Raw genomic sequence first — 25,870 nt, 5'->3', positions numbered from 1 at the left:
GCAATGGCCGCATCCGCTTTTCCTTATGATCTGGTGCTTGTCGAGTGGGTAGATGCCTGTCGGCTCAACAATAGCTGGATCGACGTTTCGGAAGTGCCTGAGCCGTATCAGCACAAGTGCGTTTCGGTTGGCTTCCTATTTTCTGAGAACGAACACGGGCTAGTTGTCGTCCCTACCATTGGGGACACTGCCCATCCGGACAACAGCCACACCTACGGCGGCATGATGATCCCTGCCTCCGCTGTTATTCGGCGGAAGAAACTTCGGTAGCGAGCGCCTTGTCAACGAGGATGCGTATCGCCTCTGACTTGCTTGGGATGCGCTGCTGTTTTCGGCGCCATTCCTCAATGCGCTGTACCCAGCTTGCAGGCGCAACGACCTGAACCCGTTCGGTGGGGGAGTTATCATCAAGTCGGGGCGGCATTGTCGTTCCGGTCTGAATCGCCACGGGCATCCTTAACAGTCTCTTGCGTGTCGTGCTATGGTGTGTAATATCGGATGATAGCTTGATTGGCAAGATGGGGTAATCAGCCGATGAACGCAGCGGCCGAAACGATCACCGAAACGGCGACGATCTATGATCTGGCGCTCGAAAGTCTTGAAGCCGAGAGCGGCGATGTGCGTGCAGCAGCTAAGCGCCTCGGTGATCGCTTGCTTTCCGATGCTGACTTGCTGAGTTCGGTGCTTGAAGATGTAATCCAGGTTGCAGTCAGCAAGGTGCTCGACAGCAAGAACATCGGCCTGAGGCGGAGGATTTGGCGCTCGGAGGCCAATGGACCGGCATCGGTCATCGCCCTCGCCAATGGCATCTTCAATTCGATGTACGACTTCCCGCTGGCGGGCGGCGTGAAGCTTGGGGACGCGACCAAGGATCAGGTCTTGGCGCAGGCGAATAGCTACGGCACGGTCATTCAGGACATTTCCGTCAAGCGCCGGTTCATGCTGGCGGTTGCCGACAAGCTCACCGGCCCCGCTGTGAAGGTGCGGGATGTGCTGAGCGAGGATGAACTGCGCACGCTCAAGAGCGGGGCGCTCAAATGAACGATTTTCACGATACCCACTCAGTGGGTGAGGCCGGCCATTTGAATGTTGCGACCCAAAACGAGAGTGCCGGCCTCGTATTTCCCCCACAGGGGGGTGTGACCGGCCATTCTTCTTACGTGACCCATATCGATATAGCCGGTCACGAAATTTCCTCGCAAGAGGACGAGAGCGGCCAAGGTTGCCATGTAGCCCAACCAGTCCCCGCCGCTCTCGACAATTCCGCTTCGGCGGAGCCCGGCCATTGCTCCCCAGATGTCCAAACAGAAAGCGCCGGGCTATCTCATTCCGGGCAACCGGACGGCAGTGACCACAATCGAGACGAAACCCTCAAATCGACCGTCGCTGCCGACAATTCGTCTGTCAGCCCCCATTGTGCGGCAGATACCCATTCGCGAGGAGGGGCTGACAGACGGTTCATTGACCCGCAGGTAATGCAGATTGTTCAACTGCACCGCCTTCGCCGCCGATGGCTCAAGGCCCGCAATTCCCTCGTGTTGCAGGGTAAGGCTATATGCCGGTCCTTCGCAGCGGGGGACAAGGTCGCGGGATCGAAAGCATTCGCTCGCGTGATGGACGGGAAGCCGACTGAAGCGGATGCTTTCGTGGAAATGGCACTCATGCCCTTCATCCCAGCCATCCAGAAGTTCGACGCCGAACTGACCATGATCGAAAACCAGATGGTCAAGCTGGCGAAGAAGCTGCCGATAGCGCGGTGGGTGAATGACGTGCGCGGACTCGGCTGGGCTTCGGTCGCAGCTATCGTTGGCGAGGCAGGCGACCTGTCCGCCTACCCGACCGTCAGCGGGGTATGGAAACGCCTAGGGCTGGCGGTAATCGATGGCGGCCGGCAGCGCAGGGTAGCCAATGCCGAGGCCGCGCTTGAGCATGGGTATTCGGCGGAGCGGCGTTCCGTCGTTTGGGTGATGGCGGACTCTATGGCCAAGCACCAGCGGACCTGGATCGACAAGGAAACCGGCGAAATCAAGAAGGCACCGGGGCCCTATGGCGTTGTCCTTGAGACTGAAAAGGCCAAGGCGCTCGCGAAGGAATGGACGCCGCTCCACGCTGAAAACCACGCCAAGCGCGTCATGTCGAAGGCCGTTCTTCGAGACTTGACGTTGGAGTGGCGGAAGGTTGCTGCGCAATGACCGATAAGAAGAGCATGGCGGAGCTTGGGAGCCCGTTCTTCAACAGGCTGCCGGCGGACCCATACCCGGAAGGAATTGGTCAGAACATGGATTCAAACGCGAGTAACTCCAGCCGAGCGCTGGAAATCACCGGCGTGCCTGAGGCGGATGCCATCGACAAGGCTCTCGACAAGTACGACCGCCTGGCTGTCGCCATCGATCTAGTCCGAGAGTATTTGGCATCTGACTGGATATCGGAGGACTGCAAAGAGCACCCCCTGTTCGGGTGTGGCTCCTGCCGCGCCTTGGCGCTGGACTATGAATTGGTGTCTCTCAAGAACACGTTCATCTCCTTCGAGGACTCGGCAGAGTGACCGACATACCTGAAGACGTGATGAAGGCGGCGACAGAAGCGGTTTGTACCGCTTACGACGAGGGCGAGGCGATCATGACCGTGGCCCTCGCCATCCTAGCCGAGCGCGAACGGTCAAAGAAGGAGATAGCCGATCTCACCCGCCTCGTTTCAAAGGCGAGCGATTGGGCCATGGATCGCCGCTACGACCACGTCGATGGTCTACCGTTTTAGTCCGGTTTCTCCGCCAAGAACATCGCCAGCACTTCCTGAAGCTGCTCGGCAACCCCCCGGTTGATGCCGAGGGCAATGAACCCCTCGAACTCTGTTTCGAGCTCCAAGTACGCGGTTAACGGCTCAAGCGAGACAAGCCGGTAACTGCTGCCGAACAACCGCACGGGGTACTCCACCCCCAAGTGCAAATCCGGATTGAACGGCTTGGGCAGCAGCGGGTCTGAACCGTCGAAGTCGCGCACTTCTTAGCCCTCCTATTACCCACCGATCACCGCACACAACCAAACCGAACGTCAAGGCTCCCATCTCGGGGGCCTTTTGTATTGGAGCCCACATTGGCAACCCTGCTTCCGACACCTGAGATTTTCATCTGTGACGCCAACGGCAACCCGCTGGAAAGTGGCACGATCACCACCCTGATTCCGGGCACGAATACATCCAAGGCGACCTATCAGGACGCAGATCAACTCATTCTGAATTCGAACCCGATCGTTCTGGACTCGGCAGGCCGTGCCATCATCTACGGCAGCGGCTCGTACAGGTGGATCATCCGCGACAGTGCCGGGAATCTGGTTTACGACCAGTTGACCAGCGACACTTCGTCAGGCGGCATTGCCACTGGCGGAACATCGACCGGCTCTGCAAATGCGCAGATCGTGGCCGCCTCGAGCTTCAGCCAGCAGGACGGGCAGGCGCTAGAGTTCATCGCGGGGTTCTCCAACTCAGGGCCAATGACGGTCGCCCCGGGTGGCGGCTCGGGCATTCCAGTCCTAGTCGACACGTCGGCCGGCCCGACGCCTCTCGCTGGCGGTGAAATCGTTGCGGCAAATGCGGTGTTGCTGCTCTACGAGGCATCGCGGGGCGCCTTCCATGTGGTGAACCCAACGCCCGGCAGCTTTACTGGCGCGACGATCAGCAATTCGACGATCACCGGCTCTACGATTTCCACGACCACCATTACGCTGAAGCAGGCGACGGACCCAACGCCAACTGACGAAGCGGATATGCAGTGGTCGACGCTGTTCGACAACCTCAAGATCGGGGGCAACGGCGTCACCAAGCGGTTCTGGGCTGGCGCGGCACCAGGTGCGATCACGGGCTGCACGATTGCCAACAATGTGGCAGACGCCACCAACGATATCGACTTCGCCGCCGGCACGGTATCGGACAGCACCGCAGCGTTCTACATGACGCTGGGCTCGACGATCACGAAGCGCCTTGATGCAACGTGGGCGGTCGGCAACAACCAAGGCGGCTTGTTCTCGGGTGCGATCGCGAACACGACGTATCATTGCTTCATCATCCAACGGCCGGACACCGGAGTAGTTGATGCTGGCTTTGACACCGACCCTAACGCGGCCAACCGTCCGGCGTCCTATACCTATTATCGTCGGGTGGGGTCGATTGTCCGGGCTTCAGCGAGCATCCGGGCATTCAGCCAGAATGGCAACTATTTCTGGCTATCGATCCCGCTTTCCAGCTTCAGCACGACAAATCCTGGGACTTCTGCCGTAACGGCAACGTTGAGTGTCCCTACTGGGGTTGTCTATACAGCGATATCGTCGTGGAGATACCAGGATACCAATGCCGATATTGGCGAGTCTCTGTTGGTAACTGCGCTGGCCCAAGCCGACACGGCGCCGTCATCCACAGTGTTTTCACTTCGGTTTTTGGATAACAGCGGCGATGACGGTTCAGCGTCCGGGCAGTTGCAAGTGATGACCAATACGTCGTCACAAGTCCGCTACCGAGTGGATTACTCGGATGGCAATGTGAACGTGTCGGCGGTGACGTTTGGCTGGATCGATGACCGCGGCCGGTCGTGACCTAGAACTATCGTTGAAGGGTGGCAGAGGCGACGAACTCGCCCACACCGCCAAAATGGCTCGCCCATCCAGCCGACCAACCGACCGCCAAGAATAGCACCGCCCCAACGGTGCAACCGATCGCTACGATCAGATCTATCTTCTTAAGCATGCCGGGCAACGTAGCCCCAATTCCCCTCCCCATCAATCCCCGGAGTCCCCCATGTCCCAAACCATCCTGGGCGTGCTGGCGCTTGTCGTCGGCATTGCCTTTACCGGCTGGTACCTCATCGACCTCGCCGTTGTGAGCTACGCCCACAACACCACAGGCGGGGTGGTTGATCCTCCCGGCTTTTGGCTGCTCGCTATCGGCCTTGTGGGGCTGGCTGGCGGGCTGCCGCTGACCTTCCACTGGATCAACATCTGAGGCTGCCATGAACCCAAACGTCCCACCGGGCGCTTGCGGAGATTCATGGTCTGTTCTACAGTTTATGCGTGAGTGATCCGAAATTCATTTCCCTTACCAGAAGGGCCAGAGACCTGACCGGCCAACGGTTTGGCATGTTGACCGTCATCGGGCCAATCGGACGAGATAGTGCCGGTCGCCCTCGGTGGTTGGCACGGTGTGATTGCGGTGGTTCGATAGTAGACCAATCGGCCAACATAAGCAGGAACACAAGTTGCGGGTGCCACAGGTCCAAGCGAATGGGCGCGCTAAGGTTGGTGCATGGGCATTTTCGAAACCGCACGAGAACCCGCACCTACAATTCGTGGCAGGCGATGATAAAGCGCTGCGAAGAGATCGGCGGAGAGCACTTCCACCGCTATGGCGGTCGCGGCATCAAGGTTTGTGAACGCTGGCGCGACAGCTTCGAGGCGTTTCTGTCCGACATGGGCGAGCGCCCCGTAGGCAAGACGATCGACCGTATCGACAATGATGGCGATTACGCGCCTGGCAACTGTCGGTGGGCCACGCCTAAGGAACAAGCTGCGAACCGCGGCTAACTGACTACCAAAATCGGAGATAGACAATGGACCTTGCGAAGTTCTTCGCGGAGGTGCGCCCGCTATTCGGCGGCGCTCTCACGCAGGAACAGGTAGACGGCACACAAGCCATCCTCGACGGTTTCGAGCAGCATGGCGACGGCGACATTCGGCACCTGGCCTATTTGCTCGCCACTGCCAAGCACGAGACGGCGCACACCATGCAGCCGATCTACGAGCGCGGCGCCAAGTCCTACTTCAACAAATATGCGTCAACGACCGACAAGGGCAAAGCGCTAGGCAACGTCGAACCCGGCGACGGCTACCGGTATCGCGGCCGCGGATTCGTTCAGCTCACTGGCCGCGACAATTACCGGCGCGCTGGCGAGAAGATGAACACCAACCTGCTCGGCAGCCCCGACCTCGCGCTCGAGCCGCATGTTGCGGCCTGCGTGCTCATTCGCGGCTGCACCGAGGGATGGTTCACCGGCAAGAAGCTCGGTGACTACGCCACGTTCCACGACATGCGACGGGTGGTCAACGGCCTGGATCGCGCCGACGACATTGCCATGATCGCTGAAGGCTTCCTGCGGGCACTGAACGCCGGCAACGCAACCGCAGCGAAACCCGACCCCACCCCGATCAAGCTCCCGAAGCCGAAGCAATCGCTGCTCGGTCTCATCATCGAACTCATCCTCTCGCTGTTCAAGAAAGGGCCGCGCAAATAGCTTCAGTTCGCGATTTGTGCTATGAAAAAAGCGGGCTGATTTGGTGCTTCCAACACCGCCTCAGCCCTAACCAGCCCAACCTGTAAGGAGGTCGCGATGGCTGCAAAATCCATATGCACTGTTGACGGATGCGGCAAGCCCGCGCGCGGGAGAGGACTATGCCAGGCCCACTATCAGCGATGGCGCGCCCACGGCGATCCGCTGGCCGGGCGAACCGCTGAAGGCGAACCCGCTCGGTTCGTTGCCAGCATACTAAATACCGACAGTGACGCATGCATCATCTGGCCTTTCGCAACAAAACCGAATGGCTACGGGTCGGTCTCTGGGACTTCGGCGCACCGCTATGTTTGCATCGAGGCCCATGGCGCCCCGCCGACGCCTTCCCACCAAGCCCTGCATTCATGCACGAACGGCAAGAGAGGCTGCGTCAACCCAATGCACCTGCGTTGGGGCACCGCTCAGGATAACGCCGATGACGTTTTGCGGGACGGTCACCGCCAACGCGGCGTTGCGAACCACCGCGCGAAACTGTCGGCAGATGACGTACGGGCCATCCGGGCAGCCATAGGCGTGATCCCGCAGAAAAACCTCGCCGCAAAATACGGCGTTGCCGCATCGACGATTTCACTGATCGCCACCCGGAAGAACTGGAAACACTCACCATGACTCCTATCCGCTGGTTCGCCAGTAAGACCATTTGGCTGCAGATCGTCGGCCTCGTCATCACTCTGGGCAATATCGCCCTGACGCAGCTCCCGGGCCTTGGCCTCGATGCCCGCCCGATGCTCTGGTGGACGCTAGGGCTCACGGCCTTCGTCAACATCGCCACCTGGTATCTCCGCGCCGCACCCAATGAGCCCGCCCCGCCCGTTGGCACCAAGGCCGAAGTCGAGGCCACAAAGTGACGTGCCTCCTAGATCCGATTGGTTGCTTCACCGAGGGCCTGTCCTCTTGGTTCCACTCGATACCCCTGCTGTGGCTGCTAGGCGCCGCCGTAGTGGCCGGAATGATCCTCGGGGCTATCCTCGGTCGCTGGGGCGTCGGGGCCGCTGTGGGCGTGCTGGTGGCCATTCTGGCGCTATCGCGGAACAAGCCGGCTGAACCCGAGGTGTTCGAACACGAAGACCCAAAGCCCATCCGCCGCGTGAAGCCCCGGCCCGCGCACCGCGAAACCGTGTCCGACTGGTTCAAGCGAACCACCGGGCAGGACTGAACTAGTACCGCGTCTCCCCGTTACCTCTATCTATAGGACTTCGCCGGCAAATGAACGAGGCGCACGAAATGACGCTAGAGCAGTTCGTTCGGTCAAAATGGTTCATCGCTGCAGCTCGCACCATGGCTATAGTGGGCGGTACAGCGGTGACGATGGGTGGCGGCTTCGTCACCTGGGCTGTGCTCGATACCAAGGCGCAATCCGCCGCGGCCGTAGCTGCCGTCTCCCGCGTCGAGGTCGTGCAGGATCAGCGAGCCGACAAGGGCGATGATTTTCAGACCGGCATTACCATGCGGGTTGATCGGCTCGAGGATAAGGTCGACTCCGCGAACTACTCGCTGGCGAAGATTGAGGGGATCGTGTCGCAGATCGCGGGCAGGGCAGAGCCTAAGCCGGCGGCGTGGGCCACGACTGATCCGTTACCGTAGCTATTCCCCCTTGGGCTGAATGCTTGGAAGGGGACGCCTTAGGGTTAGTGGTGGGGAGGGGGGGCACAGCCCGGCGCAGCTTTGCGGCCACCACGGCAATTTGCTGTTCAGTGAGGCGTTGTCCGAATACCTCAGAGGTGACGCGGCGGACAAAGTTTTCGGCAGTTTCGCTCATCTCGCCTCTCTCAGGGCTACGGGGTGGCTACGAACCCGCCGCTAAACAAGTCCTCGGGAGCTTCGAACGCGGCGCGGCGGTCGGGGTATCGTTCCCAAGCGGCGTTCAATGCTTCTAAGAAGCCCTCGGATACGCCAAAGGCGCGCTCAAGCTGCCGATACATGTCGGCGCCGATCACGACTTTCTCTCTCGGGACACCCTGAACGGCCAACAGGATATCCACCGTCAGAGCGTCGAGCGACAGGTCTTTGCCGCCCATCCGGGCGGCCACATCCCAGGACGTCCATCCGCGCTCGTCCATTTCCTCTCCGAGGTACTGCGCAAGGCTGAAAACTTCGACTGGTTCAGGTGCTTCGCTCATCTCAAAAACCTATCATTTCCGGGCCAAATCGTCTATAAGAAACGGGCTGGCGAGTAGCGCGGGGGACAAACCGCGTGCCCCCGATCGGTGTCGGATACGGACCGCTTGCGGCCAACGTTACAAAGCCGACTGCCCGCCAGCTTCATCTTCCAAAGCCCATGCCCGTCCACTACTCCCTCGGAAGATCAGCATCATCATGAACCCGCCGGGTGGGTATGGGGGTTAGGCCTTCGGCGGGGCGTCAGGAACTTCCGACCAGTGCGTCACCACTTGCCCGTTTTCGTGCGGCCAGTAGTCCTCCCACTCGCCACCGAAGTCAGGCTCGCCGCGATAGACGCGAAGCCCGTGCGGTTCGCCGCCGCCGATCACCTCAACGTCGGGCCACCTGAACCCGTCGTCTAAGCCGCCCTCGTCGTCCGCGACATTCCAGACCCACACGTCGACTTTGATGCCTTCGGGGGCGCTTTCGATCTTCTTCCAGGTCGTCATTTCCTTCTCCTCAGAACATAGGGGTTAAGCGGGGAGGCGCGGGCCAACGATCAGCGAGCCGTTATCTCGGTTCCAGTAGATCACGGCATCCTCGCCAGCGGCCTTGCGCCGGTCGCGTTCGGCCATAGCTCGAGACGCGGCTGTTTCGCTTCCGAGGATATGCGCTATCCGCTTCAGGAACTCGTCGTCTGCTTCGGTGACCGTCATCTCGTTCTCCGTTGGGGCTAGGCGGCTACAGACTTCACGGGAAAATCCCGTGATCTATTCTGCCTTTTCGGACGGCTAACTTTTCAGCCGTCCTCTGGTGTTTTGAGACGGTTGGGTGGCACCGCCCCCGGGTTTCGGATGAGGCTATATCCTCTCGTGTAGGTATAGCCTAGACCGCCAGCGGTTCGGACTCGCTCGGCCAGAATGGCTCGCGCGATAATGCCGACCTCCGCCTCCTCCATGTCTTTGAGCGGCAGCAGACCTGAGGCCAATTCAACCCATACTGCCTGAGCTGCCTTCATCACGTCATTGGGTATGTCAGTCATCAGTGCCTCACTCCTTCTGGCGTAACGCCCTCGCACATGCGTTGAATTGAAGTTGCTGGGATGCCATGCTTCGCCTCGAGCTTTCGCCATGAGAGCCCGGTGGCACGGTCCGCACGAACAGCAGCGACTATCTTAGGTGAATCATTGCGGCGCTCGCGCCCGAGGGCGGTCAGCGCAAGGTCAACAAACTTGGGGCCGTATATCTTGCCATAGTGCGACCCTGCAGCCCTCTGTTTGTCAGATGGGCCGAACTCCGCAATCTTTGCAGCAGCCTTCTGAAGGTTCCTCATCACGGCTGCCTTTTTTGCCGGGCTCTGGCCGTGCTTTCGTTCGTTTTCTCGCATGACGCTGCGCATCTTCGCCGTCGTGGTTGCGTGCCCTTTCCTAATGATCGGGGCGTCAGCCATGTGCCGGTTGGGCACCTGTTGGCGCTTAGCTACGCTCCGAAGCTGTAGCTCCTTCATTCTCTCAGGTGTTGCTGCTGCAGCCACCTGCTCCCGCACCTTGTCCCGCAACTCTGGGCACGCGAGCCCAACCGTGTAGGGGATGCCATGCTTCTCGCGGTAGTCGTCTGGATCGACCCCGTGTATCGCTCGCAAATGGACGCCGAGCTTCTTGAGCCGACGCCCGCATTCCAGACATTCAATCCGAGGCTGCCCGAGGTAGTGCTCTAACTCTTCTTTCGTTTGGAACATGGTCACCTTTCCTCAGACAGTGACCGCCCCGTGCAGTCGAACAAATCTCGGGGAACATGCACGGAACGAAGCTAGCACATATTGGCATTGCTGACTCCCGTAAACGCCCGGAAACCGCCAGTTTTGCATAGGCCTCGCGCCTTCACACGGCGGGGGTCACAGGTTCAATCCCTGTCGCACCCACCATCCTATCAGGGGTTTGCACCGAATAAAAGCGGTGCTCACCCCGTGCAATCGATCCAAGAGCCTCAAAATTCGAGGCTCTTGGATGCCCTTCTCAGGTGAGTCGGGCTGAACCGTGCATAGACCTTGAACGTCACGGCAGACGAGCTGTGGCCGAGGTACTGCGCGATTTCTTCGAACGGCACGCCGTCCTCCGCCATCCACACTGCGGCCGTGTGTCGCAGGTCGTGCGGCGTGAGGTCGCCCAGCCCCGCGCGAACCGCAGCGGCGCCAAACCCCTTCTTGATATTCCCCACCTTCTCGCCAGCGTATTCGATCACGTATGGCGTCTGGGCAGCCTCGTGCGCGGCGCGCAACTCGGCCTCGAGCTGTTCCCCGAATGGCACGGTCGCACGCTTCTTGCGGTTCTTCTCACCGACCACGGTGAGGTTGATCCGCTTGTGTTCGAAGTCCACGCGGTCCCAGGTCAGCCCTAGCACCGCGGACTTGCGGCCAGCGGTCTGCAATGCCAGCCGCACAAATAGCTTCACGTGCGGTTGCACACAGCCCTCCAGCAAGCGCCGGGCCCCATCCTTGGTCAGGTAGCGGTCGCGCGGCGGTGGGGCCGCTGGGGCCTCAAAGCGGGCCGTGGCGACCTTGTTCCAGTTGAGCCCTTGCCGGATGACGTTGATCTCTTTCAGGATGGTCCCGTCGCTCCGCCCCATCGCCCGCCGATGCGTGGCATATTCCTCGCATAGCTCTGGCGTGATCTGGTCGGGGCGCAACGCGCCGAAGGTGCCCTTGGCGTTCGCCCATGCACCGATGAGGCGCACGTGGTCGCGGATTCGTCCGTCTTTGTAGTCGAGGTAAGCCTGCACGTAATCACCCACTGTAGATCCGACCGGCGCCGCCATTTCGCGGCGGAAATCGACTATGCGGCGTTCCGCCTCTTCGCGGTCTGTGGTACGAAGGGACGCTCTTTGTGTCTCTCCCTGCTCGTCGCTCCAGACGGCGTAGAACTTGCCTCGGAAGAGCTTGACCCTGTAGACTGGCATTCTTCGAACTCGTTGACGGCTTTTGCGGGGATGCGGATCAAGCGCCCAACGCGGAAATGGCGCAAGGTGCCGAGCCGGATGAGGTCGCGAACGTGCTGCGCTGAGACGCCCCAACGTTCCGCCAGTTCCTCGCTGGAAAATGGGCGATCGCTGATCAAAGCCACCCCCCGATCAAATCCCGATATGCCCACACAGCCCATGCAACGAGAACAGCCAGAGCTATAAGCAGGGCCTTGGTGGGTACGCGACGGGGAGTCATGGCTTCATCTCCGGCACCCAGACGATCATGCAGCGCAGGCCCGGAAACTTCGCCTCGCAATCGGCGCGACTGCCATCAACTCGCACCCCGCCGCCCGTGAGTACATTTACCACGAGAGCCGAAGCCAGCACCATTACACCGAGGCCCAACAGTCTGATGATAGCTGCCTTGGGGTTCATGGCATGGCCTCGGTTTCAGCGAGCTTGCGAAGGATGGCGTCACCGTGGCATCGTTGGGGCGCGCACCAACACACGAGGTTCCTGCCACGCAGCGGTTCAACGTCCAGCGTCGGCAGCACTTCGCGTTCGAAGCGGTCGCAGACCTCGTCTCGGTTGCCGTGCGTTCCGATCTTGAACGGATTGCCCCAAGGCGAACCGCGGCCGATGTAGATGTCAGCGCCGGGCGCGATAGGGTCACGGCGCTTGTTGAGGACGCGGCTCATGGCTTGCGCTCCTCTACCTGAAGAGCGGCCGGTTGGGCGTCATGGTCAGCGACTTTCATCCACCTACTGGCCGCTGCCTCCGGTTCGGTGTTCACAGGGTTCGCCTGCAGCAACGGTCCGCGCTGACCAAGTTCGGCCTTCAGTCTCTCGACTTCTGCTTGGGAGGCTGTGAGGGCGGAGGTTACGCGCTCCATCTGCTCAGTCAGGCGGGCGTTCGCATTGGCGTTTTCCTCCAGTTCACGCTCAAGGGTTGTGAGGGCGACGACGGCTTCGCGCTTCAGAGCGTTATTGGCAACGATTTCCCGGCTCAGGATATCGGCGCTGTCGTTAGCGCCCATCTTCCGAAGTGTGGAACCGATGATGCTCAGAAGCTCGTCGGCCTTCCAACTCGGAGCCAAGCGCTCCACCAGTTCGCCGGTAGTGGTTGAGCCCTGGGTCATGGGCGCTGCTCCTTGGCCCGCCGAATCATTGCCGGCCATGTGGGCGCAGCCTTGTCGCGGTTCGACCTGAACCAGTGAAGAAAGTACCCTTTCTGCGCAAAGGTGAGCGCGTCGAACGATGCTTTCTCCTTGTCATCGAGCAGGATGAAGGCGAGGCTTTTTGCCTTGAGTTCCGGATTGCTCACGGCCTCTCCCCCTGTTCGAGGGAGAGGAGGGCAGCAAGGCGAACGGACAACTTCGCGAGAGCCTCCGCAACGATTTGATCGTCGGTTCGCTTACCGAGCCACGGATAGCGGCGCATAGGGGCGGGGAGTATCGTCAGCTTCGTCATAGACCACCACCGGGGTTGGAGAGGGAGCGGACGGCGGGCTCAGTGATTTCGAGCTTTGTTCCAGCCGGGAACGTGTCTGCCGACAACTCGATTGTGGTGAGGCTATCGCCATCACCTCGGTCGCCTTCGGTGTGGCAGTCCCAGCGCAGCGAGCCGTCGTAGTCGCTCTCGACAACAGTTGCCCACATAGACGGGTCGCGCGTCGGGTTGTCCATGCCGTCCACGGTCCCCACTACCGACACATCGCAGCGCTCCGTCTCCCCGCTTCCCGGTGCCGGGATACCTGAAAGGGCGGAGAGCTCGCGCAATGCGATGCCAAGTTTGTGGTCGGCCGGCCCGGTCGGCTTGTTGGCGCGGACGAGACGATCATGCTCCGCTAGGCATAGCGCTCCGGCTCGGATAAGGTTGGAGCGTCGGTCCTTTGGCTTCCACCACTGCGCGTCCCACGGCCAACCCTGAGGGACGTTGTAGTCGGCGGAAAGGATGAAGACCTGGTTGGCCTGCCTATCGGTTCCGTGCCAGATGTAGAGCACAGCCGCTCGAAGCATTGCCCCGTCGTCGTGCTCATCATCGTGGGCCGGCGTCCAGCCCTCCACCGAGATTTGCCGCTGCCGCTCGGCAACGATCAAGTTCCACGGTAGCAGCTTCACTTCATGCTCTGACATGGGGATTAATCCTGGAGGGAGGCGCGAGCGCGGGCGACATTGGCGAAATGAAGAGCGTCCGACGCAGTGTCGAACTGATAGGGGCTCCACCAGTCTGCGGCGATCCAACGGCCCATCGGCACCCAAAGGAAGCCGAGCACGAGCCGATCGACGCGCCAGTCGAAGGACGACTGCCTAACCCTGGTTCGCATCGCGCCACCTCTTTGTCAGCAGGTCGGAATGGGCATCGCTGAACGCCTTCAGCACGAGGTCATAGGCGGCGTGAAGCTCTTCGATCGAATGCACCTTCACGGTCACGTAGTAGTCGCCAAACCCCGAGGTGCTGGTGATGAACGGCGGCGATGCCTGCCAGTCGATCTCTCCGAGCCGTCCGTCCGATATAGCTCTAGCTTCGGTCACAGTGTGGAATCCTCATCGATGAAAACGATGCTTCCGAAGCCGCTGCGAACACCAAAGCGGTCGCCTTCGTACTTCGGCTTTACGGGGGTGGATGCGCGCTTTTGCTTTGCAGCCTTGCGGAACCCGGCGCCCTGCATCTTTGGCTTGTCGCCACGGTCCCAGCCTGCCGTCACCAGACGGTCGCGCTTTGCCTTGCTGGCTGCGTCCGTAGCGTCCTTGGCGGCCTTGCAGCGGGTATGAGCCGGGCGAGCGTTCTTGTCGTCGTCAGCCCCGCCCTGAGCTAGGCTTTCGACGTGTTCAACGAACCACTTCTCACCCTGACGGATTTGCGTGGCGCAGTTGCAGCAGATGCCGTTGGCGTCGAGAAAGATGCGGGCCGCGCGGGCCTTGGTCATGCCGCGGCGCTTGGTGGGGGCGATGAACTCAAGCGCCATCTATTCCCCCATCCCGCGAACGCGCTGGATAGCAGCCCAAGCGTGCTTCTTCAGCGCCTCTTTCAGCGCCGTTGTGGCCCGGTGAGCGGCCTGCCCGTGCGTCAATCCAGGGCCGCCCATGTAGTATGAGAAGCCAACGTGCTGAGTGTTGAGTAGCGCGGTTTCGAGCAGTTTGATTTTCTCGCGCAACACCGCCTCGCTCACGCCGACTGACTGCGCGTAGCGATACTTGGCAAGCGCCTTTTCGTCAGTGTTCATGCCGCTTGCTCCTCACCACGCATCCAGAAATCGTATTCGGCCTTGATGCGACGGAAGGTGATCGCAGCGTCCTCGTTGGTATCGAGGTCAGCACGCGATACGACGTTGCAGTGGCCACGTAGCCAGTTCGCAGCTTCGTCAGCATTCTTCGATCCGCTGAAGCGGAGGAACGCCCCCTCGTTGCACATGATGCCGGCGAGTTGTGCCAGCTTGGCGGGCTTGCGAAGCGGCGGCTCGGGCTGATGCTCGATTGCGGGCGGCTCAACCGTTGCAATTTCTGCAACAGTTGCTTCAGGACGTAGCCGCGCGATGGCAACCCACGTCTCGGCATCCGGCATGGGAGTGCCAAGCGCGGCCTGAACGGCGGCTTGCGCCTCCAATGGCACTTCGAAGCTCAGCACGAGAACCTTGCGGGTCTTGACCATCTTCCACTCGGAGTAGGTCGCCTGGATGATCGCTGCGTCGGTCACCGCGCCTCCTGCCCGGCCCGTTCCTGCCGCTCAAGATTGTCGAGGTGGTCGCCAAGGGTACGCGCCGCCGGCATGTCGCCGGGGAAGGCGTCATCATCGACTGGCGCGGCGTCAGCCGGGGGCGACAGTTCATCCTGCTTGGCGTCCTTCTCCTGCTTCAGCATGAGCTTCAGGTTGCGGGGCAGGGCCACTGCGGCGCTATGGTTCTCAGCATTGGTCCAGAAGTCATCGAACGCTTCGATGCTGGCGAGGCCGGCGTTGCCAGTGCTCAGCCGGTCGTAGGTAGCCTGGCTGTCCTCCGGCGACGGCTTGTGCTCAACAGCCACGCGCTGCTCGGTGTCAGCGCCATTGCTGGCCTGCGCCATTTCGTCGGCGGTGTAGAGCCCGGAAAGTTCCTGCGGGAACGCCTTGCGCAACGCCAGCGCTTCCGCGCACTTGGCGATCATCACGTCGCCCATAACCTGCCACATGCGCGTCAGGTCGCCTTCCTTCTTCCGCTGGGCGTAGCCGTCGAAACGAGCCACGCCGTAGCAGGGTTCGGAGAAGTCGGAGCGTAGGACGCCGACACGGGCGGCCACGGGCGGCTCATTGGACAGCCACACGTCCACCCAGCGGCCATCTTCCCCGCACCAGAACGGGCCAACCTGTCCGGCGTATTTGCCGCTGCGCTCCGCAATGAGCCGGAAGCCGTCGATGCTGGTCTGCACCGACATGACTTCCCGGCGCTGTTGCCCGTCCCAACGCTTCACCGCGTAAATCTGGCGGGCGAACGGATCGAGGCCGGTGCGCTTGCACTGGTTGAGGAACAGCGCCAGTTCATCGTCGGTCGAACCCTTGGCGATAGTGCGCTTGATCAGGTCGATGGATTCCGCGTCGAACGTGACGACGCCGCGCGGCTCGATAGTGGCAATGGCGTTCATCAGAGTGCCTTCCTGATTTCGGTGATGGTGATGCCGGGGATCATCCGGGCGCCGCGCTGGACTTCGGTCATGGCGAGCCCGGCGATCAGCGTTGAGAACTCGGCTCGGCTCGTGCGCCAGTAGTACTTCACGGCCTCGTTGAGGTCGGACACTTCCACCTGGTAGGACTTGCGCAGCCCAAGCCCGGTGGTCGCCGCCTTGACGGCCTTCTTGGCGTCTCGCTCGGCAATCTTGGCGCCGCTCAGCATGTGCTCTGCATCGACGCGGGCGGTGAGGTTCCCGGCGCTCTCGCGGATCAGCCTCTCGGCTTCGATGCGCGCCGCTTCCGCTTCTTCGCGGGCCTTCTGCGCCTCGGCTTCCTTGCGCTGGCGTTCCTTCTCTTTCCACGCCGCGCGGAGCGGGTTCAGGGCGGCGCGGGCGATATCGACCTTGCCCTTCTTGGGCTGGATGAACGGGTTGTACCGGTCCTGAATTGCCTGTACCTGTTCGTCCAGCGGGCGCTTCTCTTCCACCCGCAAAGCGTCGAGGCGCTTGCTGGCGTCGAGTAGGTTCTTGTCGAGTACGTCGAGGGCATCGCACTGCGCCTGGTTCTCGACGGGCGAACCGTCCGCCCAATGCGCGGCTTCCTCAAAGAGGTCTTCGATTTCCAGCGCGACTTCATCGAACGGCGTGATGTTGCGGAGCGGCTGGCTATCGGTGGTGACGTGCGCGTTCACGGCTTCGCTCCACTTCGGGTAAGGTCTATCGTCGCCGTAAGGGCGGACAGGGAGAGGATGAGGGCTAAGAGACGGGGGTTGCTCACGATGCGTCCCTCGGATGCTTCGGCCACGGCTGCCACGCGATTGGCGCTTCGTCCTTGCCGAGCATTTCCCAGCGCTCAGTCTTCGGCAGCCACTGGCTCAGCGTGACGGTGCCGTCCTCGGTGGCGACGATGATGGGATCTCCCACGAAAGCTTCGTACGGCTGCCCCTTGGCAGTGCGCGTTTCGGTGTGGCCACGCGGCGCGGCGCTGATATCGAAGTTCCAGTCGGTCATGGCGTCCACACTCCAATCATGCGTGCTACCAGCCCGACGAAAGCTGCCATCCCGGCAACGAACAGGCTGAACTCGGAAAGATCACCCGCGCGGAAGAACAGCGACCGTGTTTCAGCTATGGCTTCGGACAAGATGGTCTTGTTGATGGTGGGAGAGGGGTTCATGTTGCCCTCGCGATCGGCTTTTCCTCGCAGAACAGTCCGCATTCCGGCATCTGCAACGACGCCAACGGGCGGCCCTTTGCGGCGGGGTCTAGCTCATCGAGGTAGATGCGTTCGTTATTGACGCGGACCAGTTTGGAGCCGAGGCGGCGCGACTGTTCAGCCCGGCTGGCGAACACCTCGGGATGAACCTTACGGACATGGTTCCAGTAGGTTGGCGAGGTCGCCTTGACGCAGCCGACACAATTCGCATTCGGGTATTTGAGTTCGTAGATGCGTGGCGGCTTTAGGCCAGCGTTAACGATGTACTCGTAGCAAGCCTGCCGCGTCATGCCGGCTTCGATGAGAACGGGAAGCGTGTTGCTCCGTTCAGTGAGCGCAAACATCCTGGCGCGGTCCTGCTCTTCCGCACCAAAGCCCATGACGTGCCAGCACCCAGGACCCATCGGGCTGCCGGAAATGTTCGCCGCTTCCCACTGCTGCCGAGCCTCTTTCTTGAGGCTGACTGTGCATGGAGCGCCATGGGGGAATGACATCCCGCCACGAATGTCCCATACTTCCTCTGCTGAGGCGTTCGGGTACTTCGAGTTGCGGGCGTCCTCGATGGTGACGCCAAGCCAATCCTGAACGTCAGCGAGAAAGCGGCGGTTGTCCTCGTCCTCTTCCATGACGGGGTTATTGACCACCCGCACCTCGCAGAGGTTGCCGTAGCGCTCCAGCGTCAGCTTCGCCGCAACGGCGCTGGCGGCGCCGCACGAGAACCACACGGCGATGATATCGCCTTCCTTCGGGGAGCTCATGCTGCCACCTCAGCCGCACGAACTGCCTCGATCAAATTCACCGCCCCCGCGCATGTCGCAGCCGGGGCTGTGGCTATTAGCTCAAGGTCAGGATCACGGAGGATTGGGTTGCTCGCGAGGGTGTCGAGATAGGCGTCAAGACGGGCTAGGCGCTCGTCACGGTCGCGGGCGAGGGCGACGAAGTCGGGAGAGTGCGCGTCCATCAGAACCCCCGGTCATCAGGTTCGCGGGGCAGGTCGCCTGCATCGAGGCGAGACACCTGCATCTTCTTGCCCTCGCGAGTGACGAGGAACATTGGGCGGGTCTTCCAGACGTGATCGACGCGAACCTCGTCCGTGTCGTCAAGCTCAAGACCGAACTCTTCGTCCTCGGTCATAGCCTCGGCTTTTGACCTTGCGTCTTCCGGGCTTTCGGCGTTGATGGTGAGGCGAATTTCGCCGCGCACAGAGAACCGCACCTCGTATTCGTTAGCGCGCTCATTCACCGAAAAGTCGGCGGGGTTTGGTGCAGTTGCCATCAGAACACCTTCTCAGCGTAGGAGAGCGGACGAGCGCCCTGCCGGTGATGCGTGAACGGGTCTTCGTACTCAAGCCGCTCAGCGATCCACGCCAACTGCGCATCCCGGTTATCGAGGACAGCTTCGACCTGTGAGGGATCGACCTCGAACTGGGCGGCATAGTCAGCCCGCCATGCATCCGTGAGCCACGAATAGCTGCGGGCTGGCGTGTACGGCTTACCGGCAAGATCGGTCGGCTGGGGAACAAACCCGGCTTTTGAGGTATGGGCTGACATGGCGGTCACGCGGCCGGCTTGGCGGTAGAACGGCGGGCGCGGAGTGCCTTGCGCTCATCGTAGCTCAGTGCGTCCTCACAGGCGGCGCACCACGGCTCGACGGCGAACTCGTCACGCTGGCGCTTCGCCTCGGCGGATGCCTCGCGCATCACCTGTGAAGCCTGCTTGATCGAGCCGTCAGCGTTCTTGTTGAACGGGTTGACGGTGTGTTCCGCAACGAACGTGCGCGTGCGGTTCGGCTTGCTACAATGCTCGCAGGTGAAAGCCATGCGGGCGCGGCCCTTGTAGCCCTGAAAATTGTAGGTGGTCATGGCGGTCACGCGGCCTCAACCGGAGCGCCAACCGACCAATCGACTTCGCCGGTTTCAGCGAGGTGGCGAAGGGTCAGGACGGCCTGCTGCTGATCGATTGACCTCCACAGGTCGGAGTCGATGTTGCGCGGGGAAAAGAGCGCCGCAGGGTCATCGTTCTCCCCGTCCATGCCGAAAAATTCGGCCGCAACTTCTTCCGAATAACTGTCCCTGATCATATGTCCGGTGGCGACCCGCGCCGCCCAGCCTGCGATGCAGGCGACAGTTCTGCAGTTGTGCCCAGAGTGGTCTGTGACCACACTGTCGGCCGCATAAGTCCAGTTGTGCATGTTGAAACCGAGGTCCGGGATCGAGTGCTGCTCAATCGCGTCTGCGACCTTGAGGATGTTTTCCTTGTTCATCGGCTTTTCCCCATCTGCCCCGGTAGTCCGGTGGCGTTGTTCGATGGGTCCATTATGCACGCTATAGCGGGCACGTCAACAGTGTTGCACGCAAAAACATGCACACGTAGATTTGCGCCGGGGACAATCTCCGGTTAGCGTAGGGTCTGGTATCGCTTGACGGGATGAGAACAAAATAGGAACATCCTCCCATTAGAGGATCGATGTCCTACAGGCGACCTGGGGAGAAGTGCGAAATGGCGAAGGGGAAAGCGGAGTGCGCCTGGCGGGCGTGGTCTTCGCTAGATACAGAAGCCCAATGGGCGCTGCTGGTTATCGCGAGGCGGTTTTCAGCTGTCGGGCCAAATCAAGCAAAGTCGTCAGGTGCTCTGTCTTCATATCCGAGAGCAAGCCGAGCATTTCTTCGCTCTGCGGCGAGACCTCGGAACCCGTGAGTATGTAAGTCGCGCTGACCTTTAACTCGACGCACAGGCGCAACAATTTGTCTACGCCGGGCTCTTTGCCTCGGTTGAGCATTTCCGAGACATAGTTGGGGCCGAGGCTGGCGTCGAGGCTAAGCGCGCGGGGCGATCTGCCGTCCGCTGCCAACGCCTCTTTGAACCTAGTGAGCCAATCGGAATCCATGGCCACAAGAGTTACCAGTTTTAGCGAAATGCGCTTGCACGTCTTAGCGGGCACTTGACCTACCCGCTATAGCGTGCATATTGGCGGCATGAACTCGCTGCTTTCCGACATCGAAGCCTTCCTGAACGAAACCGGCATGACGGAGGCGACCTTCTGCCGTGCCACCGGAAACGGTCGCTTGATTGAGCGGCTGCGGACGGTTGGCAAGCGGGGCAAGCCCGGGCGGCTGTGGCCGGAAACCGAGCGCCAGATACGCGACTTCATGGCTATCGAGCGCGCCAAGCGCCGGGTGGCGGCATGACGAGCTTCGCAGCAGTCATTCGCGCCGCCGTCCCCGATGCCGATGATGAGGTCATCCACTTCATCGTATGGGCGCGCACGCCCTACCCGATGGGGCGCGTCACCGCTCGGAGCCTCTTCAAGGCCGCCAGCGGTTGGCGCAGAGCATGCGATCATAGGCTGCGTCTCTGCGATCATTGCGACCGTATTGCCATGGCTGGCCAATGGGAATGCCGACGCTGCCGTGACGTTCTAGATCGGGCGAGGGCCGCATGATCATCATGGCCCTCACCTTCGCTGCTGGAACTATATCCGGCATCATCCTCATCCTAGTAGCCGCTACCATTGGGCTCGTGGTCCTGTCGGGGGATGCGGAATGAGCGGCCTCTCCGACGATGCCATCCGCGCTTATGCCGCGAACATCTTCGACCTTGAGGATGAACGCGAAACCGCGCAAACGGACCTCAAGGACGCATGGTCCCATATTCGGGAAGCTCACGGCAAGAAGTTCGCGGACTCGCTGAAGCTGGCCGTAAAGCGCTCGCGCCAGGATGCGGACAAGCGAGCTGCCGCCGACGAGGTTGATGCCGAAGCCGAGCGCATCATGGCGGTGCTTAGCGCGCCGCGCGCCAGGCGCACACGAGAAAACATTGAACAATTTGGCAACTCGAGCCCCCACTCGAGCATCCCAGAACATGACGCTGATGGCGTCATCATCGAATCCGAAACCAACCATGGAGGCGAACATGGTCGATCCGCGATAACAGAACCCAATAGCTCGACGGTAGCCGCGGCCGATGTGCCAGCGGCGGTAATTGAAAACGACGACATGGCTGCTGGAGCCGGTTCCAGCGCGGGAGGCAGCTCGGATGTACCTGCCAGCGACGTGGAACGCGTCGCACCCCATTCCGAACCGGAAGCCGCGATGCTTCCGCAGACGGTCACGGCCACGATGCCGGTCGCAATCGCCTCCGCCGGGCAGGCGTCCGTCGAAAGCCCGGCAACCAAACCCGACCTCAGCAAGCCTAACCCCTGGTGCGTCGATCCCGACGACTGCGGTGTTGAGGCGAGCTGGAACCACATGTGTAGCACGTGCATGCGCCGCCGTGATGCACAGCGTCATCAAGCCGAGGCGGTGCACTGATGCCCGCCCTCGATCACAACCAGTTTGCTCCTGCGGCCCCTCTCCGCGGTAGAGCGATCGGCGGCCGACGTTCTCCCACCCTGGCGTCGGCCGCCACCCTCATTATCGATGACCAGAAAAATGGACCGAGCCGCGCTGGGGCTGCGCGTGGGGGTTGCTCGATCCATATTCCTGCTCACCAGCAGGGCCGCGATCCCATGGTCGCGGTTGGCCGAGGTTCCGCCTCCCGGAGCTTCTGCCTCATCGACGCCTCCCTGATAACTCGCCGGGGCTTCGGCCTCGGCATTTTTCCCGGCATCGGGTGCGGCGCCAACCGCCCCGTAGCCACCAATCATTCCCTTCGCGCACGCGCTCATCAAAGCCTCGCCAAGGGTCACAGCCATTTCCAGAACCTCCGTACCTGCGACCCCGAAACTATGTGCGGAGGCTTCGCAGGTGCCCGAAAATCGAACGGAGAAATCCAACATGTCTGATCTCACTTGGGCGTCGGACACGCTCAGGAACCACGTTGCGCCGGTTGGTAGCGCGCAACAGGTAAAGGCCCGCATTCGTACTGCGGCCCGCGCCCTCGGATGGGAATACGAGCGCGCGAAATCCATCTGGTATGCTGACGAGCGCGTGGCGGTGCGGCCCCGCGAATTGCGCGACATCGAAAGGTACACAGGTCTCCAATATGGGCGGCAAGAACTCACCGAAATCGACCTACTCATCAGCCGAGCAGACGCGCTTGTCGTGGGCCACCAGGACAAGGATTTCTACGGCGCGTTCGCTGCTGGCCTCCGCGCGCTGGCTAGCGCTCTTGATCGCTCCAGAGCTTCGGGAGACGGCAAGTGAGCCAGAGGAAACTCCGCGCCCTTGACCTGTTCTGCTGCGCTGGTGGCGCCAGCATGGGGCTGTGGAAAGCCGGGTTCGAGGTCGTCGGCGTCGATATCGAGAACAAGACCCGGTATCCTTTTGAGTTTCACCAGGCCGACGCGCTGACCTTCCCTCTGGATGGGTTCGATTTCATATGGGCGTCACCGCCATGCCAGGCATTCACCTACGCGAACAATATGGACGCCAAGGGGAAACACCTCAACCTCATCCCGCCGATCCGCGCGCGGCTTGCCGAGACTAGTGCCGTCACCTGCATTGAGAATGTCCCTGGCGCTCCGGTGCGTGCGGACCTGGTGTTGGACGGGACCATGTTCCCTGGCTTGCGGGTTATCCGCCGCCGCCACTTTGAACTGAATTTCCCAGCCCCCTTTCTGCTCGGGTTCCCCAGCCGCAACCTAGTGGCTGAGGGCTGGAGTTCGGTCACGGACGGCGACAACAGCTCGCATGTGCGCGCTGCTCGCAAGAGGCGCGGGCTTCCCCACAGGGACAGCAACGAGAAGCGAGCGGCGGACATGGGCATCGATTGGCACGCCAACCGTCACGACTTGGGCGAGGCCATCCCTCCCGCATTCTCAGAGTTCATCGGGCGCGCTGCGATCGCTCACATCGAAGCAATGCGGCTCGCAGCCTAACCCCATCCCCTGACGGCAACGACTGAAACAAGAGGAAGAGAGAATGGCGATCTGGATTTGTCGATTGCTGCCGTGGGCGTTGTTCGTGCCCTCGATCCTCTGGGTGCCTTCGCTGGAGCCCGGCTGGTGCTTCTTGCTGGGCATCGTCAACGGCGGGTTCGCCTGCTTCTGCGGCACCGTTGCTGATGACATCAAGCGGGGGGCGCGATGAACTTCCACTGGCCATTCCGCCGTCCCAAGCCCGCTCACACCGCAGTGCGCTACGTGGTGCCCACTCGTCACGAGCAGACCGAAGCTCAACGCCGCGAGGCCAACCGCCGCGCCAGCATCAATGCGCAGCTCGCGGTCTACAGCGCTGTCACCACGGCAGAGCAGCGCCGCACCGAGACTGAAGCCTACATCGCTCGCAAGCGGGCTGAGAGGGAGATGGGGAAGTGAGCTACGACGCCTTTCTCGCTCGCAAGCGAATGGTGGACCCATCGACTGGCATGGTGACCGTGCCAGCCCTGCCGGCGTTCCTGTTCCCGCACCAGGCCGATATCGTCTCGTGGGCGCTACGCCGGGGCCGGTCGGCTGTGTTCGCCGGCACTGGCCTCGGCAAGACGGCTATGGAGCTGTCCTGGGCTGACGCAGTGGCCGCGCACACCGATAAGCCGGTGCTGGTGTTCGCGCCGCTAGCTGTCGCCGCGCAGCATATTCGTGAGGCGGGCAAGTTCCAGATCCAGGCTCGGCTGGTACGGGAACAAGCAGACGTTCGCCACGGCATCAATGTCACCAATTACCAGAAGATTGAGCACTTCGACCTTACCGCATTTGGCGGCATCGTCCTAGACGAAAGCTCCATTCTCAAGAGCACGGACGGTAAATATCGGACGCGGCTGATCGAGCAATGCGCCGGCGTCCCGTTCCGCATGGCAGCTACGGCAACCCCGGCGCCGAACGATTTCATGGAGCTTGGCAACCATGCCGAGTTCATCGGCGCCATGTCCTACACCGACATGCTCGCAACCTTCTTCACGCACGATGGCGGCGAGACGCAGAAGTGGCGGCTGAAAGGCCATGCCGAGGATGAGTTCTGGAAGTGGATGGCATCGTGGGCGGTGATGCTGCGCAAGCCATCCGACCTCGGCTATCCAGACGCCGGCTACGACCTCCCGCCGCTGCGCCAAATTCAGCACCTTGTTGCGGCTGACTACTCGCCAAGCATGGATACAGGTCTGCTGTTCCCGATGGAAGCGCGGACCATGCAGGAACGGCTTGGCGCCCGCCGTGACACCGTAGACGAGCGTGTGGCGCTGGCAGCGTCGATCACGCCGGCAGACCGACCGTTCGTCTGGTGGTGCAACCTCAACGGCGAAAGCGAAGCACTGGCAAAGGCCATTCCCGGCGCCGTTGAACTGCGTGGGTCGGACTCCGACGACGCCAAAGAGCAGAAGATCGCGGCGTTCCTCGATGGCGGCATTCGCGTCCTCGTCACCAAGTCATCTATCGCCGGCTTTGGCCTGAATTTCCAGCACTGCGCTGACACCGGGTTTGTCGGGCTCAATGACAGCTTCGAGCAGGTGTTTCAGGCCGTGCGCCGGTTCTGGCGCTTCGGGCAGACCAAGCCCGTCACCGCCCACTTTATCGCCGCCGAAACCGAGGGCGCCGTTGTCGCCAATCTTCGCCGCAAAGAGGCCGATGCCGAGCGCATGGCCGCGTCGATGGTGATGCACATGGCCGACCTGTCGAGCATGGAAGTCCGCGGCGTCACTCGAACCGTACCTGACTACAACCCAGCGCAGCCGGTTGTGCTGCCGGATTTCCTGAGGGCAGCATGACAATCCAAGCCGTCGATCAGGTGGTGACGCCTGACTATGCCATTTACCAGGGCGATGCGTGCGAACTGATCCGCGCCATCCCTGCCGAGAGCGTCGACTTTGGCGTCCACTCGCCACCGTTCGAGGGGCTCTACAAGTTCTCGAATTACGACCGCGACATATCGAACAATGATGGACCGCAGTTTTGGGAGCATTATGCCTTCCTGATTTCCGAGCTGATGCGCGTCACCAAGCCCGGCCGACTGCATAGCGTCCACTGCATGCAGTTGCCGACCTCGAAAATCAGGCACGGCCATATCGGCATGCGAGACTTTCGAGGCGAGATTATCCGGGCCTACGAGGATGCCGGCTGGATTTTCCATTCCGAGGTTTGCATTTGGAAAGACCCCGTCGTTGCCCAGCAGCGCACCAAGTCGATCCGCCTGCTTCACGCGCAGATCATGAAGGACAGCACGATCAGCGGGCAGGGGCTCGCTGACTACATCGTGACCTTCCGCAAGCCTGGCGACAACGCCGATCCTGTCGATGGTCCGTTCCAGCAGTTCATCGGCACCGGCGTGGACGTGAGCGAGGAAGCTTACGCCAAGGAGTGCGCCGCGTTCGCCGCCGATGGTCGCGAGCCGTGGCCCTACGACAAGTGGAAGTCGATCCTCGTCTGGCAGCGCTACGCCTCGCCGGTGTGGATGGATATCAACCCGACCCGCACCCTGCAGTATCGCGGCGGCCGGGATGAAAAGGACGAGGTACATATCTCGCCCCTGCAACTCGACGTAATCGAGCGCTGCATCGACCTGTGGTCACTCCCTGGCGAGACCGTACTTACGCCATTCCTCGGCATCGGCAGCGAGGTATTCGCGGCCGTGGAAATGGGTCGTAAGGGCGTCGGTTTCGAGCTCAAGCCGTCCTACTTCGCCCAGGCCAAGCGCAACCTTGCTGACCTCGCTAAGGCGCGAACAGACGACATGTTCGGTGCTGTCGCATGACCCCACACA

48 protein-coding genes and 1 pseudogene are annotated in these 25,870 nt (G+C 61.4%); 21 read left to right on the top strand and 28 right to left on the bottom strand.

Translation table 11 applies throughout. From position 1 onward, the window contains the following. Window positions 1-3: 3 nt before the first annotated feature. The 5 genes from JWR51_RS23560 (at window position 4) to JWR51_RS23540 (ending at window position 2,757) form a co-directional block, all read left to right on the top strand. Window positions 4-270 (top strand): hypothetical protein, encoded by a 267-nt coding sequence (locus tag JWR51_RS23560; RefSeq protein WP_299753514.1) that lies wholly within the window; start codon window positions 4-6, stop codon window positions 268-270. Between the two features lie 264 nt (window positions 271-534). After that, a complete protein-coding gene (locus JWR51_RS23555; protein WP_299753512.1) occupies window positions 535-1,041 on the top strand; it encodes a hypothetical protein in 507 nt (168 codons plus the stop codon). After that, a complete protein-coding gene (locus JWR51_RS23550) occupies window positions 1,038-2,192 on the top strand; it encodes a hypothetical protein (protein WP_299753510.1) in 1,155 nt (384 codons plus the stop codon). Before JWR51_RS23555 ends, JWR51_RS23550 begins: the two co-directional genes overlap by 4 nt. Further along, complete coding sequence (locus tag JWR51_RS23545; RefSeq protein ID WP_299753508.1) at window positions 2,189-2,545, top strand: hypothetical protein; 357 nt, start codon at window positions 2,189-2,191, stop codon at window positions 2,543-2,545. Before JWR51_RS23550 ends, JWR51_RS23545 begins: the two co-directional genes overlap by 4 nt. Beyond that, entirely contained in the window at window positions 2,542-2,757 is a 216-nt protein-coding gene (locus JWR51_RS23540) for a hypothetical protein (protein WP_299753506.1), read from the top strand. The genes JWR51_RS23545 and JWR51_RS23540 overlap by 4 nt, the downstream gene beginning before the upstream one ends. On the opposite strand, the gene JWR51_RS23535 is transcribed toward JWR51_RS23540, so the two are convergent. Beyond that, window positions 2,754-2,999, bottom strand: coding sequence for a hypothetical protein (locus JWR51_RS23535; protein ID WP_299753504.1), 246 nt, complete (start codon window positions 2,997-2,999; stop codon window positions 2,754-2,756). The genes JWR51_RS23540 and JWR51_RS23535 overlap by 4 nt on opposite strands. Before the next feature lie 93 nt (window positions 3,000-3,092). Between JWR51_RS23535 and JWR51_RS23530 the strand changes: the two genes are divergently transcribed. From JWR51_RS23530 to JWR51_RS23495, 8 genes are all read left to right on the top strand, one after another. Next, entirely contained in the window at window positions 3,093-4,583 is a 1,491-nt protein-coding gene (locus JWR51_RS23530; RefSeq protein ID WP_299753502.1) for a hypothetical protein, read from the top strand. A gap of 202 nt (window positions 4,584-4,785) precedes the next feature. Continuing rightward, window positions 4,786-4,989: a hypothetical protein gene (locus tag JWR51_RS23525; RefSeq protein WP_299753500.1), complete on the top strand. Its 204-nt coding sequence runs from the start codon at window positions 4,786-4,788 to the stop codon at window positions 4,987-4,989. A 278-nt stretch (window positions 4,990-5,267) separates the two neighbouring features. Next, on the top strand, window positions 5,268-5,567 hold the full coding sequence (locus JWR51_RS23520) for a hypothetical protein (protein WP_299753498.1): 300 nt from the start codon (window positions 5,268-5,270) through the stop codon (window positions 5,565-5,567). Window positions 5,568-5,593: 26 nt separating this feature from the next. Continuing rightward, window positions 5,594-6,274, top strand: a complete 681-nt coding sequence (locus JWR51_RS23515) for a glycoside hydrolase family 19 protein (protein WP_299753496.1) — start codon at window positions 5,594-5,596, stop codon at window positions 6,272-6,274. A gap of 96 nt (window positions 6,275-6,370) precedes the next feature. After that, window positions 6,371-6,940 (top strand): hypothetical protein, encoded by a 570-nt coding sequence (locus tag JWR51_RS23510; protein ID WP_299753494.1) that lies wholly within the window; start codon window positions 6,371-6,373, stop codon window positions 6,938-6,940. Then, entirely contained in the window at window positions 6,937-7,179 is a 243-nt protein-coding gene (locus JWR51_RS23505) for a hypothetical protein (RefSeq protein WP_299753492.1), read from the top strand. Before JWR51_RS23510 ends, JWR51_RS23505 begins: the two co-directional genes overlap by 4 nt. Beyond that, on the top strand, window positions 7,176-7,487 hold the full coding sequence (locus JWR51_RS23500; RefSeq protein WP_299753490.1) for a hypothetical protein: 312 nt from the start codon (window positions 7,176-7,178) through the stop codon (window positions 7,485-7,487). Before JWR51_RS23505 ends, JWR51_RS23500 begins: the two co-directional genes overlap by 4 nt. 50 nt (window positions 7,488-7,537) lie before the next feature. Beyond that, window positions 7,538-7,915, top strand: a complete 378-nt coding sequence (locus JWR51_RS23495) for a hypothetical protein (protein ID WP_299753488.1) — start codon at window positions 7,538-7,540, stop codon at window positions 7,913-7,915. A 191-nt stretch (window positions 7,916-8,106) separates the two neighbouring features. Here the strand turns inward: JWR51_RS23495 and JWR51_RS23490 are convergent, their stop codons facing one another. From JWR51_RS23490 to JWR51_RS23370, 26 genes and pseudogenes are all read right to left on the bottom strand, one after another. Beyond that, on the bottom strand, window positions 8,107-8,451 hold the full coding sequence (locus JWR51_RS23490) for a hypothetical protein (protein ID WP_299753486.1): 345 nt from the start codon (window positions 8,449-8,451) through the stop codon (window positions 8,107-8,109). 222 nt (window positions 8,452-8,673) lie between these two features. Further along, on the bottom strand, window positions 8,674-8,940 hold the full coding sequence (locus tag JWR51_RS23485; RefSeq protein WP_299753485.1) for a hypothetical protein: 267 nt from the start codon (window positions 8,938-8,940) through the stop codon (window positions 8,674-8,676). Between the two features lie 24 nt (window positions 8,941-8,964). Next, a complete protein-coding gene (locus tag JWR51_RS23480; RefSeq protein ID WP_299753483.1) occupies window positions 8,965-9,147 on the bottom strand; it encodes a hypothetical protein in 183 nt (60 codons plus the stop codon). A gap of 83 nt (window positions 9,148-9,230) precedes the next feature. Next, window positions 9,231-9,473 carry a hypothetical protein gene (locus JWR51_RS23475; RefSeq protein WP_299753481.1) on the bottom strand — a complete coding sequence of 81 codons (243 nt, stop codon included), beginning with the start codon at window positions 9,471-9,473 and terminating at the stop codon, window positions 9,231-9,233. Beyond that, window positions 9,473-10,168, bottom strand: coding sequence for a MucR family transcriptional regulator (locus tag JWR51_RS23470; protein ID WP_299753479.1), 696 nt, complete (start codon window positions 10,166-10,168; stop codon window positions 9,473-9,475). Before JWR51_RS23470 ends, JWR51_RS23475 begins: the two co-directional genes overlap by 1 nt. Window positions 10,169-10,416: 248 nt before the next feature. Next, entirely contained in the window at window positions 10,417-11,385 is a 969-nt protein-coding gene (locus tag JWR51_RS23465; protein ID WP_299753477.1) for a site-specific integrase, read from the bottom strand. A gap of 17 nt (window positions 11,386-11,402) precedes the next feature. Beyond that, window positions 11,403-11,585, bottom strand: a pseudogene (locus JWR51_RS24085) (helix-turn-helix domain-containing protein); the annotation flags it as partial. A gap of 234 nt (window positions 11,586-11,819) precedes the next feature. After that, a complete protein-coding gene (locus JWR51_RS23460) occupies window positions 11,820-12,086 on the bottom strand; it encodes a DUF4326 domain-containing protein (RefSeq protein WP_299753475.1) in 267 nt (88 codons plus the stop codon). Then, window positions 12,083-12,526 (bottom strand): hypothetical protein, encoded by a 444-nt coding sequence (locus JWR51_RS23455; protein ID WP_299753473.1) that lies wholly within the window; start codon window positions 12,524-12,526, stop codon window positions 12,083-12,085. Before JWR51_RS23455 ends, JWR51_RS23460 begins: the two co-directional genes overlap by 4 nt. Next, a complete protein-coding gene (locus JWR51_RS23450) occupies window positions 12,523-12,711 on the bottom strand; it encodes a hypothetical protein (protein ID WP_299753471.1) in 189 nt (62 codons plus the stop codon). Before JWR51_RS23450 ends, JWR51_RS23455 begins: the two co-directional genes overlap by 4 nt. A 142-nt stretch (window positions 12,712-12,853) precedes the next feature. Next, complete coding sequence (locus tag JWR51_RS23445; protein ID WP_299753469.1) at window positions 12,854-13,522, bottom strand: hypothetical protein; 669 nt, start codon at window positions 13,520-13,522, stop codon at window positions 12,854-12,856. Between the two features lie 5 nt (window positions 13,523-13,527). Further along, window positions 13,528-13,713, bottom strand: coding sequence for a hypothetical protein (locus JWR51_RS23440; RefSeq protein WP_299753467.1), 186 nt, complete (start codon window positions 13,711-13,713; stop codon window positions 13,528-13,530). Continuing rightward, window positions 13,697-13,921 carry a hypothetical protein gene (locus JWR51_RS23435; protein WP_299753466.1) on the bottom strand — a complete coding sequence of 75 codons (225 nt, stop codon included), beginning with the start codon at window positions 13,919-13,921 and terminating at the stop codon, window positions 13,697-13,699. Before JWR51_RS23435 ends, JWR51_RS23440 begins: the two co-directional genes overlap by 17 nt. Further along, window positions 13,918-14,355, bottom strand: a complete 438-nt coding sequence (locus JWR51_RS23430) for an HNH endonuclease (RefSeq protein WP_299753464.1) — start codon at window positions 14,353-14,355, stop codon at window positions 13,918-13,920. The genes JWR51_RS23435 and JWR51_RS23430 overlap by 4 nt, the downstream gene beginning before the upstream one ends. Beyond that, window positions 14,356-14,613, bottom strand: coding sequence for a hypothetical protein (locus tag JWR51_RS23425; protein WP_299753462.1), 258 nt, complete (start codon window positions 14,611-14,613; stop codon window positions 14,356-14,358). After that, complete coding sequence (locus JWR51_RS23420; RefSeq protein ID WP_299753460.1) at window positions 14,610-15,083, bottom strand: hypothetical protein; 474 nt, start codon at window positions 15,081-15,083, stop codon at window positions 14,610-14,612. The genes JWR51_RS23425 and JWR51_RS23420 overlap by 4 nt, the downstream gene beginning before the upstream one ends. Further along, the gene (gene bet, locus JWR51_RS23415; protein WP_299753458.1) at window positions 15,080-16,003 is read right to left on the bottom strand and encodes a phage recombination protein Bet; all 924 of its coding nucleotides are present in this window, start codon (window positions 16,001-16,003) and stop codon (window positions 15,080-15,082) included. Before bet ends, JWR51_RS23420 begins: the two co-directional genes overlap by 4 nt. Beyond that, window positions 16,003-16,719 carry a hypothetical protein gene (locus tag JWR51_RS23410; RefSeq protein WP_299753456.1) on the bottom strand — a complete coding sequence of 239 codons (717 nt, stop codon included), beginning with the start codon at window positions 16,717-16,719 and terminating at the stop codon, window positions 16,003-16,005. The genes bet and JWR51_RS23410 overlap by 1 nt, the downstream gene beginning before the upstream one ends. A gap of 82 nt (window positions 16,720-16,801) precedes the next feature. Continuing rightward, entirely contained in the window at window positions 16,802-17,038 is a 237-nt protein-coding gene (locus tag JWR51_RS23405; protein WP_299753454.1) for a hypothetical protein, read from the bottom strand. Further along, entirely contained in the window at window positions 17,035-17,202 is a 168-nt protein-coding gene (locus JWR51_RS23400) for a hypothetical protein (RefSeq protein ID WP_299753452.1), read from the bottom strand. The genes JWR51_RS23405 and JWR51_RS23400 overlap by 4 nt, the downstream gene beginning before the upstream one ends. Beyond that, window positions 17,199-17,999: a hypothetical protein gene (locus tag JWR51_RS23395; RefSeq protein WP_299753450.1), complete on the bottom strand. Its 801-nt coding sequence runs from the start codon at window positions 17,997-17,999 to the stop codon at window positions 17,199-17,201. The genes JWR51_RS23400 and JWR51_RS23395 overlap by 4 nt, the downstream gene beginning before the upstream one ends. Before the next feature lie 202 nt (window positions 18,000-18,201). Next, entirely contained in the window at window positions 18,202-18,516 is a 315-nt protein-coding gene (locus JWR51_RS23390) for a hypothetical protein (protein WP_299753448.1), read from the bottom strand. Beyond that, on the bottom strand, window positions 18,516-18,791 hold the full coding sequence (locus JWR51_RS23385; protein ID WP_299753446.1) for a hypothetical protein: 276 nt from the start codon (window positions 18,789-18,791) through the stop codon (window positions 18,516-18,518). Before JWR51_RS23385 ends, JWR51_RS23390 begins: the two co-directional genes overlap by 1 nt. 5 nt (window positions 18,792-18,796) lie before the next feature. Further along, the gene (locus tag JWR51_RS23380) at window positions 18,797-19,102 is read right to left on the bottom strand and encodes a hypothetical protein (RefSeq protein WP_299753444.1); all 306 of its coding nucleotides are present in this window, start codon (window positions 19,100-19,102) and stop codon (window positions 18,797-18,799) included. A 5-nt stretch (window positions 19,103-19,107) separates the two neighbouring features. Beyond that, a complete protein-coding gene (locus JWR51_RS23375; protein WP_299753442.1) occupies window positions 19,108-19,503 on the bottom strand; it encodes a hypothetical protein in 396 nt (131 codons plus the stop codon). A 312-nt stretch (window positions 19,504-19,815) separates the two neighbouring features. Beyond that, on the bottom strand, window positions 19,816-20,133 hold the full coding sequence (locus JWR51_RS23370; protein ID WP_299753440.1) for a hypothetical protein: 318 nt from the start codon (window positions 20,131-20,133) through the stop codon (window positions 19,816-19,818). An 82-nt stretch (window positions 20,134-20,215) separates the two neighbouring features. Here JWR51_RS23370 and JWR51_RS23365 point away from each other — a divergent pair, with 82 nt between their 5' ends. Together JWR51_RS23365 and JWR51_RS23360 are read left to right on the top strand one after the other, a co-directional pair. Next, window positions 20,216-20,428 (top strand): hypothetical protein, encoded by a 213-nt coding sequence (locus JWR51_RS23365; protein ID WP_299753438.1) that lies wholly within the window; start codon window positions 20,216-20,218, stop codon window positions 20,426-20,428. A 354-nt stretch (window positions 20,429-20,782) separates the two neighbouring features. Beyond that, window positions 20,783-21,550, top strand: coding sequence for a hypothetical protein (locus JWR51_RS23360; protein ID WP_299753436.1), 768 nt, complete (start codon window positions 20,783-20,785; stop codon window positions 21,548-21,550). Here the strand turns inward: JWR51_RS23360 and JWR51_RS23355 are convergent. Continuing rightward, window positions 21,529-22,017, bottom strand: a complete 489-nt coding sequence (locus JWR51_RS23355) for a hypothetical protein (protein ID WP_299753434.1) — start codon at window positions 22,015-22,017, stop codon at window positions 21,529-21,531. The two genes, JWR51_RS23360 and JWR51_RS23355, sit on opposite strands and share 22 nt — an antisense overlap. Here JWR51_RS23355 and JWR51_RS23350 point away from each other — a divergent pair. Genes JWR51_RS23350 through JWR51_RS23325 form a run of 6 tightly spaced genes read left to right on the top strand, consistent with a single transcriptional unit; the run spans window position 22,016 to window position 25,861 of the window. Next, a complete protein-coding gene (locus tag JWR51_RS23350; RefSeq protein ID WP_299753432.1) occupies window positions 22,016-22,384 on the top strand; it encodes a hypothetical protein in 369 nt (122 codons plus the stop codon). The two genes, JWR51_RS23355 and JWR51_RS23350, sit on opposite strands and share 2 nt — an antisense overlap. Further along, entirely contained in the window at window positions 22,381-23,058 is a 678-nt protein-coding gene (locus tag JWR51_RS23345; RefSeq protein ID WP_299753430.1) for a DNA cytosine methyltransferase, read from the top strand. Before JWR51_RS23350 ends, JWR51_RS23345 begins: the two co-directional genes overlap by 4 nt. Window positions 23,059-23,101: 43 nt before the next feature. Next, the gene (locus JWR51_RS23340; RefSeq protein ID WP_299753428.1) at window positions 23,102-23,269 is read left to right on the top strand and encodes a hypothetical protein; all 168 of its coding nucleotides are present in this window, start codon (window positions 23,102-23,104) and stop codon (window positions 23,267-23,269) included. Beyond that, entirely contained in the window at window positions 23,266-23,496 is a 231-nt protein-coding gene (locus JWR51_RS23335; RefSeq protein WP_299753426.1) for a hypothetical protein, read from the top strand. The genes JWR51_RS23340 and JWR51_RS23335 overlap by 4 nt, the downstream gene beginning before the upstream one ends. After that, a complete protein-coding gene (locus JWR51_RS23330; RefSeq protein ID WP_299753424.1) occupies window positions 23,493-24,878 on the top strand; it encodes a helicase in 1,386 nt (461 codons plus the stop codon). The genes JWR51_RS23335 and JWR51_RS23330 overlap by 4 nt, the downstream gene beginning before the upstream one ends. Then, window positions 24,875-25,861 carry a DNA methyltransferase gene (locus tag JWR51_RS23325; protein WP_299753422.1) on the top strand — a complete coding sequence of 329 codons (987 nt, stop codon included), beginning with the start codon at window positions 24,875-24,877 and terminating at the stop codon, window positions 25,859-25,861. Before JWR51_RS23330 ends, JWR51_RS23325 begins: the two co-directional genes overlap by 4 nt. Window positions 25,862-25,870 lie beyond the last annotated feature (9 nt).

The organism is Devosia sp. (genome assembly GCF_028290625.1).
Classification (GTDB): Bacteria; Pseudomonadota; Alphaproteobacteria; order Rhizobiales; family Devosiaceae; genus Devosia.
The sequence above is the reverse complement of the archived record's forward strand: the minus strand, read 5'-3'. Positions and strand labels throughout refer to the sequence as shown.